This window comes from Nitrosopumilaceae archaeon, from assembly GCA_035631875.1.
Taxonomy (GTDB): domain Archaea; phylum Thermoproteota; class Nitrososphaeria; order Nitrososphaerales; family Nitrosopumilaceae; genus TA-20.
Genome location: DASQHX010000006.1, coordinates 40273 through 53933, shown reverse-complemented (window position 1 = coordinate 53933; position 13661 = coordinate 40273). Strand labels below are relative to the sequence as shown.

The window sequence follows — 13661 nt, the reverse complement described above, 5'->3', positions numbered from 1 at the left end:
TAGATTTTGATCTATTAGAGATTATTTCTCAAACGTAATTGCTTTTACAATGTCAGTTTTTGTTATTATTCCGGCAAGCAACGAATTTCTTACTACAGGCAATCCGCTTATTCCGTGCCTAATCATAAGCAAGGCGGCAGTAGAAACGTCCTCTTTCACATCTACTATCACAGGGTTTGAGGTCATGATGTCTGCTGCTATGAATGTAAGAAGATAGCTTAGTTGATTCGATTTGTACTCGTGAGGATGCGCCCCTAAAGTAAATTCTTCAGTTTCTTTTGGATCTGCATATTGTTTTATCCATAACGGCATTTTTGCAGGTATAAAATCTCGATGAGTAATAATCCCTACTGGTATTTTTTTTCTTTCAACCACCACTCTTGATATTCTATTATTCACAAGTACGCTTTCTACATAAAGAAGCGAATCAGCAGGTTTGACTGTAATGACATCTTTTGTCATGACTTTTGATATTTGTAGTGGGGATGATGCTTGCGTCAAAAATATAGACGCTAAATCGGTTTTTGTTATTATTCCAGCTAAACTGCCATCTTTTTTTAATACTATGATGGAACTAATCCGGTGGGATAACATCAGTTTTGCACAATCATAAATTGTATCTTTTTCTGTTATCGAGACTAGTTTTTTTGACATGAACTCGTCTACACGAATGGCTTCAATTGGTTTACCTCCCAATTGATAAATTGCACGAACAACATCTTTTTCCGTTATTATTCCAACCGGTTTCTCATTTTGTAATACTATTAACCTACTAATTTTATGCCTCAACAATATTTGCCTTGCATCAAGAAGTGTTATTTTTGGTGAAATTGTGATTGTTCTCTTGATTACCTGGTTAAGACTAGCATTTTTTAACTGCATTTTTTATATGCTGTTCCAAGTAAATAAGAGGCCTTTTAAAAATATCAAGACTGATAATCAGGTCTGATAATTTTAACAGTCTTTGATCTACTTTGTATTGACAATATATTAAATTGCAAATAATCCAATTTACACATTATTACCACAAATGAGAAACAACCCTTCAGTTAAATTCATCATGTAGGGAAATAACATAATGGCATTAGATCTTCTCAATGAGCCTGTCTCAAAATTTACAAACCCCAAAATGACTACCATTTCAAGCAATCTTACAATTCAAGATGCGGCAAAATCTATGGTAGAGTCAAAAGTAGACAGTATTCTAGTTTTTGAAAAAAATAAAATAATTGGAATGGTTACAGAAAAAGACATTCTTTATGATGTCGTAGCAAAAGGACTTGATCCTACAAAGACCACGCTTAAAGAGATAACAAAAAGTCCTATCATATCGATAAACAAGAGTGCACTAGTTAGAGAAGCCCTTGAGATCATGAAGAAAAACGACATACGCAGATTGGTTGTCATGGATAAGCGTCCAGTTGGACTAATTACACAAAAACAGGTATGTGGAAATTTGAAAGAAAGTAATATTTTGTTACCAGAATTAGAAATTGTGGACAAGACGTTTTGTCCTTACTGTTCGGCAAAATTCAAGAATAATAAATTGCTTTGTGACCACATAGACAGGGTTCATATCACTCACGGTAAAAAATAACATAAAAGAAAATTTCAATAGTTTTAATAGTTTACGTCAGCTAGAGTCACCGATGGTAGTAAAAAGGCAGCCACACCCTCCAAAGCATGAACAGACCAGGAGTATTAGTTACAGATTACCAAGTTTTATTGTCGACGAGCTTGAGACAGAGGCCATGCAAAGAGAGATATCTCAAAATGTTCTTGTAAAACAAATTTTAGAAAAATACGTCAAATGGGATAGATTTGCAGATAAAATTGGGATGATACCTGTTCCAAAAGACATTCTCAAAACACTAGGTGATGAGATGGAAGGAGATGTGATAAACAAAATAATCGATGCCATATTGCCACTGATAAAAGACTGGGTTATGTTCATGAAAGGTAGTTATGATCTCAAAAGAGCGATCGAAGCATTTGAGGATTATATGAAAGCATCTGGCATGACATCGGATCATAGAATTGAAGGAGAGATTCATCATTTTATCATCCAGCACAATCTGGGTATAAAGTGGTCCCTTTTTACAGAAATGTTGCTAAAACAAATCTTTCACCAATTTTTGCCTAATCTTACAATGAAATCACGTACCACTCCTAATACTACAATAGCAAGCATTGCTTTAGGATCTGAGTTTAGCGAGCATGTTTACTAGTCTCACACAGTGAATTTCTTTTTTAATTATCACACTTGATAATCTAATTTTGAGTTTTTAAGTATAAAACTGCAACCATTTGCATGGTCGGAAGTTTTGTAAAAGACATTATGAAAAAACCCGTTTTGTCAATTGACTCATCTATGACTGTAAAGGATGCCGCAAAAATGATGGAAGATGCAAAAATAGGCTCAATAATTGTGACTGAAAAAAATACCGTAGTTGGAATCCTAACAGAAAGAGATTTTGTTAGAAAAATTGTCGCACAGGGAAAGTCGTTATCTACTAAAATAAAGGAAACAATGTCTTCTCCATTAATTGTAATCAATCCTGATGAAACTGTTTGGGAGCTTGCTCAACTTATGAAGGTAAGACGAATTCACAGAGTACCTGTGGTAGACAAAGGTAGATTGGTAGGAATGGTATCAACAGCTGATCTAACAAGACTATGTAGTATCGGGTCTGATTCAGAAATGAGCAAATTATGTGACCAGATTTTATTACGAATGAAAAATTAGAGAATAAATACAAAAAATCATTTTCTCTTTTGTGAGGACATGCCAACACTAGCTAATTATCTAATTAGTAGAATTTTTTTCATCAATGAGAAGTTAAAAATCCACGAGTATCTACGTTTGCCAAGTCTCCCTTGATTGTATATGCAACAACGAATTTGGTATTAGATTCTTTGTCATTGTCAGACATTCCCCATTCGCTCTTGTTATGTCCAGAATTATACTCGAAAGTCTTACCCCATGAAAATTTTGGCAATTTTGGTTCTTCCATTTTATGTCACGAATCTAATATGATGCGCAGGAAGCAAATCCACTGACTTCTTCTACGTCATCGTCTGTCGAAATCTCGTAAATCCTATTCAAATTCATTATGCCAACAGCTCTCATGCCATGATTTCCTTCCTTTCCAAGTAGAAGTCCATACCTTTCATCTAGTTCGTCTTTCTTTTTATCCAAATTTGTTCCCTCTTTGTAATGTATGTGTAATTCCACGTGAGGATCAACATCAGTAAATCGCCTTTCATAATACATCACCTGCATTGCCAGTTGCGGATCAACTTTTTGTAATTCATTACTTACCTCTGAAATAAAATTATCGTACTGAGTTTCGATTGTTTGAGGCATGATATCCTAAGTATAATTATATTATTTAAAGCGAAAAGTGAATTATCAATTTTGATAATCAGAGTTTCATAAGAAATTATGGAATTTTAGAAAAATCTATGATACTGTTACAATGCCTATTCTCCAAGGATGTATTGTACAGAAATAATGATATACTCCTGGTTTATCGAATTTGTAGCTAAAAGTATCACCAGTCTTTAGCAAGTTGCTGTTAAACAATGAGATGACGTTGCCTTTGTCGTCCTGGCTTTGAACAGTGTGGCCTATGTTATCTTCATTTTGCCATACTACTGTTGTACCCCTAATTGCTTCCAAGTTTAATGGGATAAAGAAGCCAGTATTTGCAAGAGCCGAGTTTCCGTTTGGGATCAATACCTTGGAACTTGTTGAAACATTAACTGTTGGATACGGGTCTTTTCCTGTCACAAGATAATTTATAACAAAATTTTTGTCATTTCCTTGCATTGTTGCACTAATCTTCCACATGGAACCAAAGTTTGTGGCAAATACTCTTTCTCCATCCAGAACAACATTGTAAATCTCTCCTTGTTGTGTTTGTACTGGACCTTCACCGTGGAACGAACCGTCTTCTGCATATGAAAATGTCCATTTGTCAGTCATGAATTTTGCATAAATGTGTGCATCATTTCCCCACATCATTACAGAACCCATTAAAATTGTAGATTTATCAGCTAATATCATTTGAAATGTGGTAGTGTATAGTTTTGGAACCTGTCCATTTATCACAGCACCGCCAGTACCCTTTATCTCTAATAGTGATGAAGATGCATACGCAGTGCTAAAAACAACTATGCTGCCTAAAACAAGTCCAATCATTATAATAAAGATCTTCAACGAAATTGTAAAATGTCTAGGGCGTATATAATGACGTCATAAATTATCAGTTATGATAATTGTTTCTTATTAAGTACATTTTAGATTAGAATTGAAAGTTATTCGATTATTATGTCGGTAATATTCCTATTTCAGATAATCATATTTTACCTTTAATAGTAACAAGAAGACAGATTCATCATGGTAACATTAACGACCGCAGTTCAAGAGATGCTTCGCAACCAAAAATTCATTGTCGTTGGCTCTGTCGATGCAAATGGTGTGTGTAACCTGTCTCCACGAACCTCATTTTATTATTCAAACGATATAATTTACTGGCTTGACTTTTTCAAACACAAATCACAAGGAAATTTTAAAACAATTCCATGGGTGAGTGTAGTTGTCTTTGATAAAAAGGAATTGAAAGGATTCCAACTAAAAGGCAAAGTTAGCTTTGTAACAGATGAAAAACAGAAATTAAAAATTACAGACATAATTACTCGCTCAGTCACTGGCAAGACGTCATCAAAGATATTTGAAAGATTAAGTCAGAATAAAACTCCTGACGTACTAATGTTTACAGCTAAGGCTATCTATTCACTTGATCCAAAAGAGGAATCTGGTCATCCAGTTGCACAAGACACTGATGGTGAGACAATCTCCTTGTTGGGACTTGGTCGTAGATAATGAATCTTTGATGAGTTTTTTAATTATAATTCAAAACCCATGTGATTGCTAAGAACTGTAATCGCATTGTTTGCATGTGATCTTTTGGTTATAGATGAATTGCTTCATATGTAATTCATAATAATTCCATGATGCCATCTTGTAATTACGTGTAAAACTACGAGTGTTACTAGTAATGCTGCAAGGATAGCTTGACCATGAACTAGTCTACTGAAGAATTTCAGATTTTTACCAGATGCGAGTCTGAGTATTATGCCGCTGATCATTGAAACTGTCATGACTATAACTAGCGAAAGTGAGATGTAGTCCAGTCCTCCAATCAGCATAAACCCATGTGATAAACCAGCAAAGAATCCTACTGAATTTAACATGATATGGAAATTCAGCACCGGTTGGTACATGGATGTCAAACCCTGTGAGGTACAAGAACCACCAACTAATTTCATGACAGGAATCTTTCTTACCATTTTGAATATGACAAGCGAGAGATTTGCTGCCATCCCACATCCAATGGCTAACCAGCCAAGAGTAGATGCGGTGTTAAATCCCATACCATCATCAGCGTAGGCCATGGTAGGAACAAATACTAGTGCTGCTATTACTGATATTTTCAAGTACAAGGTGGTAGAAAAAATTTGCATAAAGATTACGCCAGTTTCTTTACAGTCTTTCTTCTAATTTGATATACTCGCCAAATCGAATATCCAACTACGCCAAGTATTGCGGATATGGTAATGTATAATGTTAAACTAAAAATTGTCATGATCATCATGCCTCCTTGATCATTTCCATCGTTTTCATATTGTGCAAGAGCTAATGTTGGAGCACTAGTGGCAAGTATGACAAGTGCCATTAGTACGTATGAAGATAATTTCATTAAATAACTAATATGCAAATTAGAATAAAACCGGTTCTGCCATTTTCATCTAATGAGAATGGTAGTTAGGCAATTAAATAGAGAATCTAAAACACATATGATGAAAAAATCTACACAACGATTCATTATGATTGCAGTAATCCTAGTACTTGCAAATAGCGGAATCTATTTTGTTACAGCTTACTCGCAAATGAAAGAATCTGGAGATGCTGGGAGCCAGATCCAAACTATGTTATTTACAACTGCAGCTATAACATATCTTCCACTAGGCATATGGATGATCAAAAACAGGCTTCATAGCAGGGCACCGTATGTCATCGCAAGCCTAATCTCAGTAGCGTTGGTTGGACTCTATGTGACATCAAGGACTATCAATCTTCCACTAGTTGGAATCCAAAATGATATCGGCATGATAGACGTATTGGCTAAAATCACTCAGGGTGCCATAGTTGTGGTATCTTTGCTGCTTTTACGAAAATGGAAGAAAGAAAAAATAGCAGTATCACAATAAAATCAACTCATTTTTCTGAAAATTTTTCCCAGAGTCGAACTATTTTGTCACTCATGTTAGCCTGTTCTATCGCGTATAATATCTTGCCATCCTTGAATTTTATGTTAATCTCTAATACTATGCATTTGTAATAGCTCTCGTCTAGTCCCTCTAAGGTTCTTACAACCTTTGTCTTTTTTATTATTTTGAGAAATTCAAGAAACTTTATCTTCCGATAAGTGGTTGAAATTGGAATTCCAAGCTTGGATGATATTTGTTGTGCTGATAATTCACTACTGCTTAACAGTATTATTATTTCCCTACTGTACTTGTCTCCAAGTACAGATAAAATGTCATCATCACTTTCCATTTCAGCTTTTTTTGACGGCTAAAATGAGTACAATAAATCCAGCTATTTCAAAGCCTTCTTCAATAATCTTCTGCATATCTCCATTATTTAGAAACGAAAATGCATTCTCTATTAGAGTCTCGCCTATAACAAGCAGGGTAAATCCTATTGCAAGAAGCATCATGGGAGCATATTTTGTTTTCTTGAATGCCTTTGCTGCATAAAAAACCAGTATGAAACCAACAATCAGATGCGCTACAAGAAGTATGTAATGAACTTGATCCATTTCAAAAAATTGTAGTATCTATCGATATAAAGTGTTTTGATGAAACTTGACTGTATGAATGCGACTGGGATATAATAAAAATGGAATTATAGTTTATGCGCGAGATTAAATTAATTAAATAAAAAATTTGGAAATGTGTCATGGCCCCGATTCAGTAGATTCTGTATTGTTTGACGTTTGTACATGAGATGTGTTGTTTGATTCTTGTACGTGCAGTATGTTTTCTGTACCTTCCTCACCTGGAAGTTTTGTTTTAACATCTCCTAGAATCGCCTTGGAAATAGTAACTGTACCTATGGCAATTGCAACTAGTACAATTACTGCAGCGATAATTACACTTTTTTTGTTCACAGGTGACAGTGCTTTGTCATACTTAAAATGATAATTGCCATTATCATCTGATGAGAATGGGAGATAAAGATTAAATGAATAAAACCAAGCGATGTTGTTATGGAAAATACAAAGATTGTAGCAGCTATAGCAATATCTTCAGTTGCCATTGCCTTGGTTGCATTAATAGTACCTTATCAATCACATACTCAATCTGATCTTCATTACATTGGAGTTACAAGAGAATTTTGGTTATTCAATAGTAACATACCAGACTTTAACGAAACAAAAATGGCAATGCCACATGATGTATACAGCATGCCTACTATGACAGTTAACAAAGGCGATACGGTAGTAATTCATTTCTTTAATACTGAACCCCAGGGAGGGGACCATCACTCATTTACAATATCAGATAATGCATACAACATAAACGTGGCACTAGGCCCTGGAGAAAATAAAACTATAACTTTTGATGCAGACACTGCAGGAATATTTCCATTTATCTGCACGTTTCACCAGCCTACTATGAAAGGACAGTTCATAGTAGAATCACCATGAATCCTATAAGACATCATGGAATTGTTCAGTTAGTTTAGTTCTCTTTTAAAAAAATAAATAAAACTACTTGGGAATTGATTCAACTATCTGTTGTTGGGTATTGATTTTTGTTGGTAAGGACATATACATGGTAGTACCACTGCCCACTTTACTTTCAGCCCATATTTTCCCTCCATGTTGTTCTATTATGTTTTTACAGCTAACCAGTCCAAGACCGGTTCCTTTCTGTTTTGTCGTAAATAATGGCTCAAATATCTTATCTTTGATATCCTCTGGAATGCCTGAACCTGTATCAGTTATTTCTATTTTCATATTCTCATCATTCATAATAAATCTGATAGTGATCTTGCCCGCATTATCACCTATTGCATCTACGGCATTTACAAGAAGATTTGTAAGAACGACTTCAAGTTTTTTCTCATCGCATGTTATATGATAATAATTGGTTGGCAACTCAATCTTAATATTTTTGGAATGAGGAATTTTTTCACATATGCTTCTTACAAAAGGTAACAGTGACACTTCAGTTAGATTAAGAGGAGATATTCTTACAAAATCAAGTACGTCATCTAACTGATGGGACATGCGAGAAATTGCATTATCGATTTTTGCACAATGTGTGTTAAAGGGAACTGGATCTAATGTGTTGTTTGAATATTTGATTTTTATTATCTCAACTGTGTTTTTCAAGATTGAAAGAGGATTTCGTAAATCATGGGCAAGTCTAGATGCTATTTCACCAATTGCAGATAATCGTTTTAGCTTTTGATCTTCTAATTCTTTTCTTATATTATAAATATCTGACATATCTCTTATTACCGTATTGCTTATCACACATTTGTAATTTTCATCGATAAGTTTGGTTGCATTAAGAAGTGCTGGAAAGATACTGCCATCTTTTCTTTTAAACCATATATCTCTACTTTGCACATGTCCATAACTTCTCCATGCTACAAACGAATCATGAAGACTGGAAAAGCTTTTGTCAGCAACGTGCTCAAATATTGATTTTCCTATAACTTCCTCTTTTGAATATCCAAGACTATTTGCATAAACCACATTACAATCCAATATGATCCCGTCTTCATTTATGGTACGACAAAGATCTGGTAATCCATCGTAAAGTTTCCTGTATTTTCTATCTACAGCCATGTCTTTTTCTGCTTTTACCAATTGTTCTGCCTTGTTTTTCAAACTATTATAGATCATTTTTATCATGAAAAGAAGGGCAACAATGTTTATTATGACAAGAAAAGCCTGCAGCAACATTTGCATGGTATGCGAGTTTTGAGTAACTGATGCCATCTTAACTGTCAAAATATCATTTTGTTGTACCAATTTGTCAGCAAGTGAGGAAATTTCTACTAATGTTGTTTTTCTATAGTTGGCAGAATCAGATTTTACAAAACTTTGTATCTTTGCTTGGTAATCTAAATACAAATTGTGAATGTTTTCCCACTGTCCCTGAAATTCTTTAGGCAGTGGAGATATAGGGGCGCCCATTTGAGTACCTCCTGTTTTTAATAGCTGCAAGTTATTTTCATAAACTGCCAATGCCGAAATAGGATCTCCACTTGACTTTTCCCCTATGTAGTTATCTTTTACAGCGTTGAGTACCATTTCAGTAAGAAATCTATTTTTTCCAGCAGTGTTAATAGAATTTCCGTCAAATGCCTGTTTTGATTCAAGTGATTCAATAAGAATAAAGCTTGTAACCATTATTGTAATCTGAATTCCTACAAGAAAAAAGATTTTATGTGAAATCTTTTTGGTTTGATTACTCATTTATTATTAAACCGTTTTTCTTTGTAGTGACGTGTCAATCATATGCAATGTCATTTTATGTATCACTTGGAATCTTTGAGTTTTGTTCCAATCCCTTAAAACAATCTTTATGATACCAATTATTACCATAAATTATATCGCCTTCGGATAGTTGTAATTCCTTTTTGCAACATGTACATATTTGGAGTAGATAGTTGTGTACTCTGATTTGCTCTACGTGATTTTCTATATGCATCACGTCTGACACACCACTTGGCTTGATTGTTTGTCATTGTATAGTGAAGTTATTGCATGAATGTCACAGCCAGAAATGTATGGATAATCTGTCTGAATGGTTGCATGCATCAGATCTTCTGGAGCAGATGAATGTGCAAGGCCCATAGCGTGTCCAAACTCATGTCTTACAATGGCACCAATCTGATTTGCAGAAAGCTGGTCTGCATTGTATATTGTTATTGTAGTCTTTAGTATCTGGTTGCCATCTGCGATTGATTTTGTATATCCTGATAGTCCATCTGGGTTTTCATCTCTGGTAAGCGTGATTATAATCTCGCCTGCACCATTTGGTGAATCACTTACCTCAAATTTTTCTGGAATGTAAAAGTGTGTTTTCTGTGCAGTTGCAGCAGTTAATGCCCCCGCCCACCCTTTGTAATATACTGATGTACCTGAGGGACCTTTGTTTAATAATGAATTATCAAGGGTTACTGTCTGTGTTGATAAAATGGAATCTTTTACAGCAAATATCTTGTCTGGCGATATACCGGCTTCATTTATGATATCAACATGCAAGACCTGTCCAGTAACAAGGTGCCATGCAAGCCATGTGTTTACTGTATTACCTTGTAGGTTTTGTATGACATAGTTAGAGTTGTAGTTTGCAAGTTGATTTGGTATTGTATTTATGAGAACCTGATTCTCATGAAATGAATATCCAAATATGGTCAACCCTACAACTGCAATAATGCCTGCTAGTGACGCATGTTTTCTTTGAAAACCATTGATTACCATAATCTGTTTGATTTTGTGCTCAGATTGTAGCTGTGATAGAGCTTTTTGTTTAACTAATTGAGCATTAACCGCGTTCTTGTTTTGTAACTCTTGGTTTTGCATTCGTAAAGTTGAGTTTATCTCTTTTAGAAAAATTTTCTGTTGCTCCAAGTCGTGGATTAGCTCTGATTTCATTTTTCAACCACCCTTGTTTCTTTTGGATATGCATTGAAAGTCAATTCAGTATGCGGTACTAGTAATTCTGGCTGCTCAAAAACAGGTGCATTATTTCTCTCTGAACCAATCATGTTCTCTACAATATTTATTACATTTTTTAGATCAAATGGCTTGTAAATTAAAGCAGATGCCTTCAAACGTTCTATATTATCAGATGTATCTTTTGTAAGATCAGCAGTAACCATTATCACTATGGCATTTGGATCCACTTTTCTTATTTGCTCTAGTGCATAAATGCCGTCATATTTATCCATCATCACATCAAGAAAAACCACATCTGGCTTGAAGGTTGAATACAACTCTGCTACCTTTTCACCATTGTATGCTTTACCTACAATTCTAAATTGGTAAAGCTCCAGACACTCACAAAAGACATCAAGTGTATCAATGTCATCATCAACTACTATTGCTGTTTTTTGTTTTATTTTGTTTTTGTTATCTGAGATGGTCATCAGTTATGTCCTGTGACTAATCTCATACTATCAAACTCAATAGGCTTGTAGATAATTTCTGACGCACCAAGCTTGACTAGTTTGTTTTCTCTCTCTTCAGTTTGATCAGCTGTTATTATTATTATGCTAGCACGAGGATTAATCTCTTTGATCTTTTCAAGCGCATAGATGCCGTCGTAATCTGGCATCATTACATCCAAAAAGACAATGCTGGGTCTGAATTTAAGATACATATCTACGGCATCCTTGCCATTGTAGCCCTTGCCTAAAACACGGATTTTCATTAGTTCAAGGTATTCAGAGAAGGCATCTGCTGCATCGTGATCATCATCTATGACTATAGCAGTTGTTGGTTCGTCATTTTTGTGTGAGATTGTCATTATATTCTAAATGAATTTTTTTATATAAAACACTCGTGCACTTGGGTGAGTAACAAGATGTGTATCATGGTACTTGTCATACAATCATTAGAATAGTACAACGGGCGTGATTTTAAAGCCCATTACGAAAACATTAGATTTTACAACCTATTTTGAAATATCTGCATTAAATTATTTAAAAACAGCATTATCATATACAATAAAACGAAATTTTAATTGTAAGTAAAAAATATTACATACATCTACATACGTTTGTCACCATAATAGAAATAATATGGCTGTCCATTCACGTAGGAACAAACTAGAGATCTATTATTCTATTTTGACCGCTATCAAGTCTGAAGCTACATACGGCGACGTCAGACCTACCAGAATACAATTTCTTAGTAACATGTCATATGATAAGATTAACAAATATTTTGATGAGCTTGAAGATAGTAAAATGATCATAAAAAAACCACTTGTACTAACAGACAAAGGCAAAGAGTTTCTAGTCGATTATGAGAAGATACATGATTTCATGGTAAAAATTGGCCTCAAGTATGTAAATGATATGGAAGTTAGGTTATAATCAATTCTTTGTTAAAGTGGCTATATAACGGGACTATTTTGGACCCTACCCATTTCATAAACATCTCTGGATTGGTCCAAGTTTTCCACACACGATCACGTCGAGCATCAAAAATTCTAGTGATGAACAATTCCATTTGTTATATGGAATGATGAGTTTTAATCTAGTATCATTGTGATACACAAGTTCTGTAAGTTTCGCATATGATTTGTTGGAGAATCTTTAGGATCAATTGAATCCCGTATGGTTGATGGAGTTTTTTATTTTATCCCTCAATGCATGAGGAATTTCTTTCATATTGTGTTCACTAGCAAGATGATCCGATATGGTTTCCATAATGATATCGTCAGTAGATGCAATTACAGACCATCTACAATCTAATCCTACATCAGAACATTTGAACTCTATTGCCAAAATATTATTCCCCTGAATGGTTTTAATATCCTACAACGCCGTGTTGTCGCAATAGATTAATTGTGAGATAAAAAGATGAACATAATTTATCAAGAAATCCATTTATTGTTTTAGAAGATGTACCTTTCCTCAAGTCTTTTTCTATAGACAGCATAATATCGTGACTTCTAATTCCAAAATATTTCTTGAGTACATTTGCTAATATTTCAGGAGTCATGTAACAATTGTCCAGTGTGTAACCATTTATGGATAATTCCTCAATAATTTTATTGTATAATGAATTTCCGTTAATAATGAGATGCTTTTCTACAGTACAGATTATTAGATCACTATCAATTTGCTCACAAGAAATGATTTCATTTTTTGACATTAAATAAAGAGTGCTGAACAGTATATTTTAAAAGTAGGAATGCATTGTAATTTTGATTTGATACCGTTTTACTTGTAATAGGATTATTACAGTGTAAGACAGTCTTATTTGCTAGTATTACGTGTAGAAACCAAGTTGGACACAAAAGTGGGCTCTCATACTGAAAGTGCAACCTTTAGGATAGATAAGCGCGTTATGAGCCTGTTAAAAACGGAATCAAATCAAAGCGAGGTCTCTCTTAGCACACTTGTAAATCAAGTTCTAAAACATCATGTAGATTGGCATGCCAATGCTGCAAAAGCAGGCTATGTACCAGCTACGAAGGGATTGCTCATCAAGCTTCTCGACAAGATACCAGAGAAGGATATACAAAATATTGCTCAAGACGTACAAAGCAGTGAATTTCGAGACATTGCATTATTGCTAAAAGACGAGTTTGACGCTAAAGCGGTAATAGACCTAATTGAGGCAAGAGCAAAAATATCGGAATGGAAGTTCAAACACATCGTGGAAGATACAAAACATACCTTTGTAATTCAACACGATATGAGTAAAAAATGGTCAATTTATTTGGCAAGTCGATACAAATCTGTTTTTGAGGAATTGGGTTTAAGAACTGATTATGCAATCACTCCAAATACTTTGAAATTTATAATTGACACTAAACTAACATCTTAAAAT

At 34.5% G+C, this 13661-nt stretch carries 24 protein-coding genes; 8 read left to right on the top strand and 16 right to left on the bottom strand.

What is annotated here, in order from left to right; genetic code table 11:
* Nucleotides 1-21: 21 nt before the first annotated feature.
* Entirely contained in the window at nucleotides 22-882 is an 861-nt protein-coding gene (locus tag VEU72_01235) for a CBS domain-containing protein (protein HYL65757.1), read from the bottom strand.
* Nucleotides 883-1078: 196 nt separating this feature from the next.
* On the opposite strand from VEU72_01235, the gene VEU72_01230 reads away from it, so the two are divergent.
* From VEU72_01230 to VEU72_01220, 3 genes are all read left to right on the top strand, one after another.
* Nucleotides 1079-1597 (top strand): CBS domain-containing protein, encoded by a 519-nt coding sequence (locus tag VEU72_01230; protein ID HYL65756.1) that lies wholly within the window; start codon nucleotides 1079-1081, stop codon nucleotides 1595-1597.
* Nucleotides 1598-1649: 52 nt separating this feature from the next.
* Nucleotides 1650-2228, top strand: a complete 579-nt coding sequence (locus VEU72_01225; GenBank protein HYL65755.1) for a hypothetical protein — start codon at nucleotides 1650-1652, stop codon at nucleotides 2226-2228.
* 83 nt (nucleotides 2229-2311) lie between these two features.
* On the top strand, nucleotides 2312-2746 hold the full coding sequence (locus tag VEU72_01220; protein ID HYL65754.1) for a CBS domain-containing protein: 435 nt from the start codon (nucleotides 2312-2314) through the stop codon (nucleotides 2744-2746).
* Between the two features lie 82 nt (nucleotides 2747-2828).
* Here VEU72_01220 and VEU72_01215 read toward each other — a convergent pair whose 3' ends face one another.
* The 3 genes from VEU72_01215 to VEU72_01205 all read right to left on the bottom strand — a co-directional run bounded on the left by VEU72_01215 (nucleotide 2829) and on the right by VEU72_01205 (nucleotide 4204).
* On the bottom strand, nucleotides 2829-3014 hold the full coding sequence (locus VEU72_01215; protein HYL65753.1) for a hypothetical protein: 186 nt from the start codon (nucleotides 3012-3014) through the stop codon (nucleotides 2829-2831).
* Nucleotides 3015-3028: 14 nt separating this feature from the next.
* Nucleotides 3029-3367, bottom strand: coding sequence for a hypothetical protein (locus tag VEU72_01210; protein HYL65752.1), 339 nt, complete (start codon nucleotides 3365-3367; stop codon nucleotides 3029-3031).
* 96 nt (nucleotides 3368-3463) lie between these two features.
* Nucleotides 3464-4204, bottom strand: a complete 741-nt coding sequence (locus tag VEU72_01205) for a plastocyanin/azurin family copper-binding protein (protein HYL65751.1) — start codon at nucleotides 4202-4204, stop codon at nucleotides 3464-3466.
* A 198-nt stretch (nucleotides 4205-4402) separates the two neighbouring features.
* On the opposite strand from VEU72_01205, the gene VEU72_01200 reads away from it, so the two are divergent.
* Nucleotides 4403-4888 (top strand): pyridoxamine 5'-phosphate oxidase family protein, encoded by a 486-nt coding sequence (locus tag VEU72_01200; protein ID HYL65750.1) that lies wholly within the window; start codon nucleotides 4403-4405, stop codon nucleotides 4886-4888.
* Nucleotides 4889-4992: 104 nt separating this feature from the next.
* On the opposite strand, the gene VEU72_01195 is transcribed toward VEU72_01200, so the two are convergent.
* Both VEU72_01195 and VEU72_01190 read right to left on the bottom strand, forming a co-directional pair.
* Nucleotides 4993-5529, bottom strand: coding sequence for a hypothetical protein (locus tag VEU72_01195; GenBank protein HYL65749.1), 537 nt, complete (start codon nucleotides 5527-5529; stop codon nucleotides 4993-4995).
* Nucleotides 5530-5534: 5 nt separating this feature from the next.
* Nucleotides 5535-5765 carry a hypothetical protein gene (locus VEU72_01190; protein HYL65748.1) on the bottom strand — a complete coding sequence of 77 codons (231 nt, stop codon included), beginning with the start codon at nucleotides 5763-5765 and terminating at the stop codon, nucleotides 5535-5537.
* A 52-nt stretch (nucleotides 5766-5817) separates the two neighbouring features.
* On the opposite strand from VEU72_01190, the gene VEU72_01185 reads away from it, so the two are divergent.
* The gene (locus VEU72_01185) at nucleotides 5818-6276 is read left to right on the top strand and encodes a hypothetical protein (protein HYL65747.1); all 459 of its coding nucleotides are present in this window, start codon (nucleotides 5818-5820) and stop codon (nucleotides 6274-6276) included.
* A 7-nt stretch (nucleotides 6277-6283) separates the two neighbouring features.
* Here the strand turns inward: VEU72_01185 and VEU72_01180 are convergent, their stop codons facing one another.
* The 3 genes from VEU72_01180 to VEU72_01170 all read right to left on the bottom strand — a co-directional run bounded on the left by VEU72_01180 (nucleotide 6284) and on the right by VEU72_01170 (nucleotide 7241).
* A complete protein-coding gene (locus VEU72_01180) occupies nucleotides 6284-6625 on the bottom strand; it encodes a helix-turn-helix domain-containing protein (GenBank protein ID HYL65746.1) in 342 nt (113 codons plus the stop codon).
* Nucleotide 6626: 1 nt separating this feature from the next.
* Nucleotides 6627-6890, bottom strand: a complete 264-nt coding sequence (locus VEU72_01175) for a hypothetical protein (protein ID HYL65745.1) — start codon at nucleotides 6888-6890, stop codon at nucleotides 6627-6629.
* 138 nt (nucleotides 6891-7028) lie between these two features.
* Nucleotides 7029-7241, bottom strand: a complete 213-nt coding sequence (locus VEU72_01170) for a hypothetical protein (protein HYL65744.1) — start codon at nucleotides 7239-7241, stop codon at nucleotides 7029-7031.
* A gap of 99 nt (nucleotides 7242-7340) precedes the next feature.
* Here VEU72_01170 and VEU72_01165 point away from each other — a divergent pair, with 99 nt between their 5' ends.
* On the top strand, nucleotides 7341-7781 hold the full coding sequence (locus VEU72_01165) for a cupredoxin domain-containing protein (protein ID HYL65743.1): 441 nt from the start codon (nucleotides 7341-7343) through the stop codon (nucleotides 7779-7781).
* A 63-nt stretch (nucleotides 7782-7844) separates the two neighbouring features.
* Here VEU72_01165 and VEU72_01160 read toward each other — a convergent pair whose 3' ends face one another.
* The 5 genes from VEU72_01160 to VEU72_01140 form a co-directional block, all read right to left on the bottom strand.
* Nucleotides 7845-9500 (bottom strand): ATP-binding protein, encoded by a 1656-nt coding sequence (locus tag VEU72_01160; protein ID HYL65742.1) that lies wholly within the window; start codon nucleotides 9498-9500, stop codon nucleotides 7845-7847.
* 121 nt (nucleotides 9501-9621) lie between these two features.
* Nucleotides 9622-9804 (bottom strand): hypothetical protein, encoded by a 183-nt coding sequence (locus VEU72_01155; GenBank protein ID HYL65741.1) that lies wholly within the window; start codon nucleotides 9802-9804, stop codon nucleotides 9622-9624.
* On the bottom strand, nucleotides 9801-10751 hold the full coding sequence (locus tag VEU72_01150) for a matrixin family metalloprotease (protein ID HYL65740.1): 951 nt from the start codon (nucleotides 10749-10751) through the stop codon (nucleotides 9801-9803). The genes VEU72_01155 and VEU72_01150 overlap by 4 nt, the downstream gene beginning before the upstream one ends.
* Entirely contained in the window at nucleotides 10748-11245 is a 498-nt protein-coding gene (locus VEU72_01145; protein HYL65739.1) for a response regulator, read from the bottom strand. Before VEU72_01145 ends, VEU72_01150 begins: the two co-directional genes overlap by 4 nt.
* Nucleotides 11245-11625: a response regulator gene (locus VEU72_01140; protein HYL65738.1), complete on the bottom strand. Its 381-nt coding sequence runs from the start codon at nucleotides 11623-11625 to the stop codon at nucleotides 11245-11247. Before VEU72_01140 ends, VEU72_01145 begins: the two co-directional genes overlap by 1 nt.
* A 274-nt stretch (nucleotides 11626-11899) precedes the next feature.
* Here VEU72_01140 and VEU72_01135 point away from each other — a divergent pair, with 274 nt between their 5' ends.
* Nucleotides 11900-12196 carry a winged helix-turn-helix domain-containing protein gene (locus VEU72_01135; GenBank protein ID HYL65737.1) on the top strand — a complete coding sequence of 99 codons (297 nt, stop codon included), beginning with the start codon at nucleotides 11900-11902 and terminating at the stop codon, nucleotides 12194-12196.
* Nucleotides 12197-12424: 228 nt separating this feature from the next.
* On the opposite strand, the gene VEU72_01130 is transcribed toward VEU72_01135, so the two are convergent.
* Both VEU72_01130 and VEU72_01125 read right to left on the bottom strand, forming a co-directional pair.
* Nucleotides 12425-12610 (bottom strand): DUF1059 domain-containing protein, encoded by a 186-nt coding sequence (locus VEU72_01130; protein ID HYL65736.1) that lies wholly within the window; start codon nucleotides 12608-12610, stop codon nucleotides 12425-12427.
* 22 nt (nucleotides 12611-12632) lie between these two features.
* Complete coding sequence (locus VEU72_01125; GenBank protein HYL65735.1) at nucleotides 12633-12980, bottom strand: hypothetical protein; 348 nt, start codon at nucleotides 12978-12980, stop codon at nucleotides 12633-12635.
* Nucleotides 12981-13115: 135 nt separating this feature from the next.
* On the opposite strand from VEU72_01125, the gene VEU72_01120 reads away from it, so the two are divergent.
* Nucleotides 13116-13658, top strand: a complete 543-nt coding sequence (locus tag VEU72_01120; protein HYL65734.1) for a hypothetical protein — start codon at nucleotides 13116-13118, stop codon at nucleotides 13656-13658.
* Nucleotides 13659-13661: the final 3 nt, after the last annotated feature.

Excerpts from the sequence above, each read along its gene's own strand:
- VEU72_01135 (HYL65737.1), top strand. The coding sequence starts at position 11,900 with ATGGCTGTCCATTCACGTAGGAACAAACTAGAGATCTATTATTCTATT.
- VEU72_01160 (HYL65742.1), bottom strand. The coding sequence starts at position 9,500 with ATGGTTACAAGCTTTATTCTTATTGAATCACTTGAATCAAAACAGGCA.
- VEU72_01200 (HYL65750.1), top strand. The coding sequence starts at position 4,403 with ATGGTAACATTAACGACCGCAGTTCAAGAGATGCTTCGCAACCAAAAA.
- VEU72_01235 (HYL65757.1), bottom strand. The coding sequence starts at position 882 with ATGCAGTTAAAAAATGCTAGTCTTAACCAGGTAATCAAGAGAACAATC.
- VEU72_01220 (HYL65754.1), top strand. The coding sequence starts at position 2,312 with ATGGTCGGAAGTTTTGTAAAAGACATTATGAAAAAACCCGTTTTGTCA.
- VEU72_01175 (HYL65745.1), bottom strand. The coding sequence starts at position 6,890 with ATGGATCAAGTTCATTACATACTTCTTGTAGCGCATCTGATTGTTGGT.
- VEU72_01215 (HYL65753.1), bottom strand. The coding sequence starts at position 3,014 with ATGGAAGAACCAAAATTGCCAAAATTTTCATGGGGTAAGACTTTCGAG.
- VEU72_01145 (HYL65739.1), bottom strand. The coding sequence starts at position 11,245 with ATGACCATCTCAGATAACAAAAACAAAATAAAACAAAAAACAGCAATA.
- VEU72_01140 (HYL65738.1), bottom strand. The coding sequence starts at position 11,625 with ATGACAATCTCACACAAAAATGACGAACCAACAACTGCTATAGTCATA.
- VEU72_01180 (HYL65746.1), bottom strand. The coding sequence starts at position 6,625 with ATGGAAAGTGATGATGACATTTTATCTGTACTTGGAGACAAGTACAGT.
- VEU72_01150 (HYL65740.1), bottom strand. The coding sequence starts at position 10,751 with ATGAAATCAGAGCTAATCCACGACTTGGAGCAACAGAAAATTTTTCTA.
- VEU72_01225 (HYL65755.1), top strand. The coding sequence starts at position 1,650 with ATGGTAGTAAAAAGGCAGCCACACCCTCCAAAGCATGAACAGACCAGG.
- VEU72_01195 (HYL65749.1), bottom strand. The coding sequence starts at position 5,529 with ATGCAAATTTTTTCTACCACCTTGTACTTGAAAATATCAGTAATAGCA.
- VEU72_01190 (HYL65748.1), bottom strand. The coding sequence starts at position 5,765 with ATGAAATTATCTTCATACGTACTAATGGCACTTGTCATACTTGCCACT.
- VEU72_01205 (HYL65751.1), bottom strand. The coding sequence starts at position 4,204 with ATGATTGGACTTGTTTTAGGCAGCATAGTTGTTTTTAGCACTGCGTAT.
- VEU72_01230 (HYL65756.1), top strand. The coding sequence starts at position 1,079 with ATGGCATTAGATCTTCTCAATGAGCCTGTCTCAAAATTTACAAACCCC.
- VEU72_01185 (HYL65747.1), top strand. The coding sequence starts at position 5,818 with ATGAGAATGGTAGTTAGGCAATTAAATAGAGAATCTAAAACACATATG.
- VEU72_01210 (HYL65752.1), bottom strand. The coding sequence starts at position 3,367 with ATGCCTCAAACAATCGAAACTCAGTACGATAATTTTATTTCAGAGGTA.
- VEU72_01125 (HYL65735.1), bottom strand. The coding sequence starts at position 12,980 with ATGTCAAAAAATGAAATCATTTCTTGTGAGCAAATTGATAGTGATCTA.
- VEU72_01165 (HYL65743.1), top strand. The coding sequence starts at position 7,341 with ATGGAAAATACAAAGATTGTAGCAGCTATAGCAATATCTTCAGTTGCC.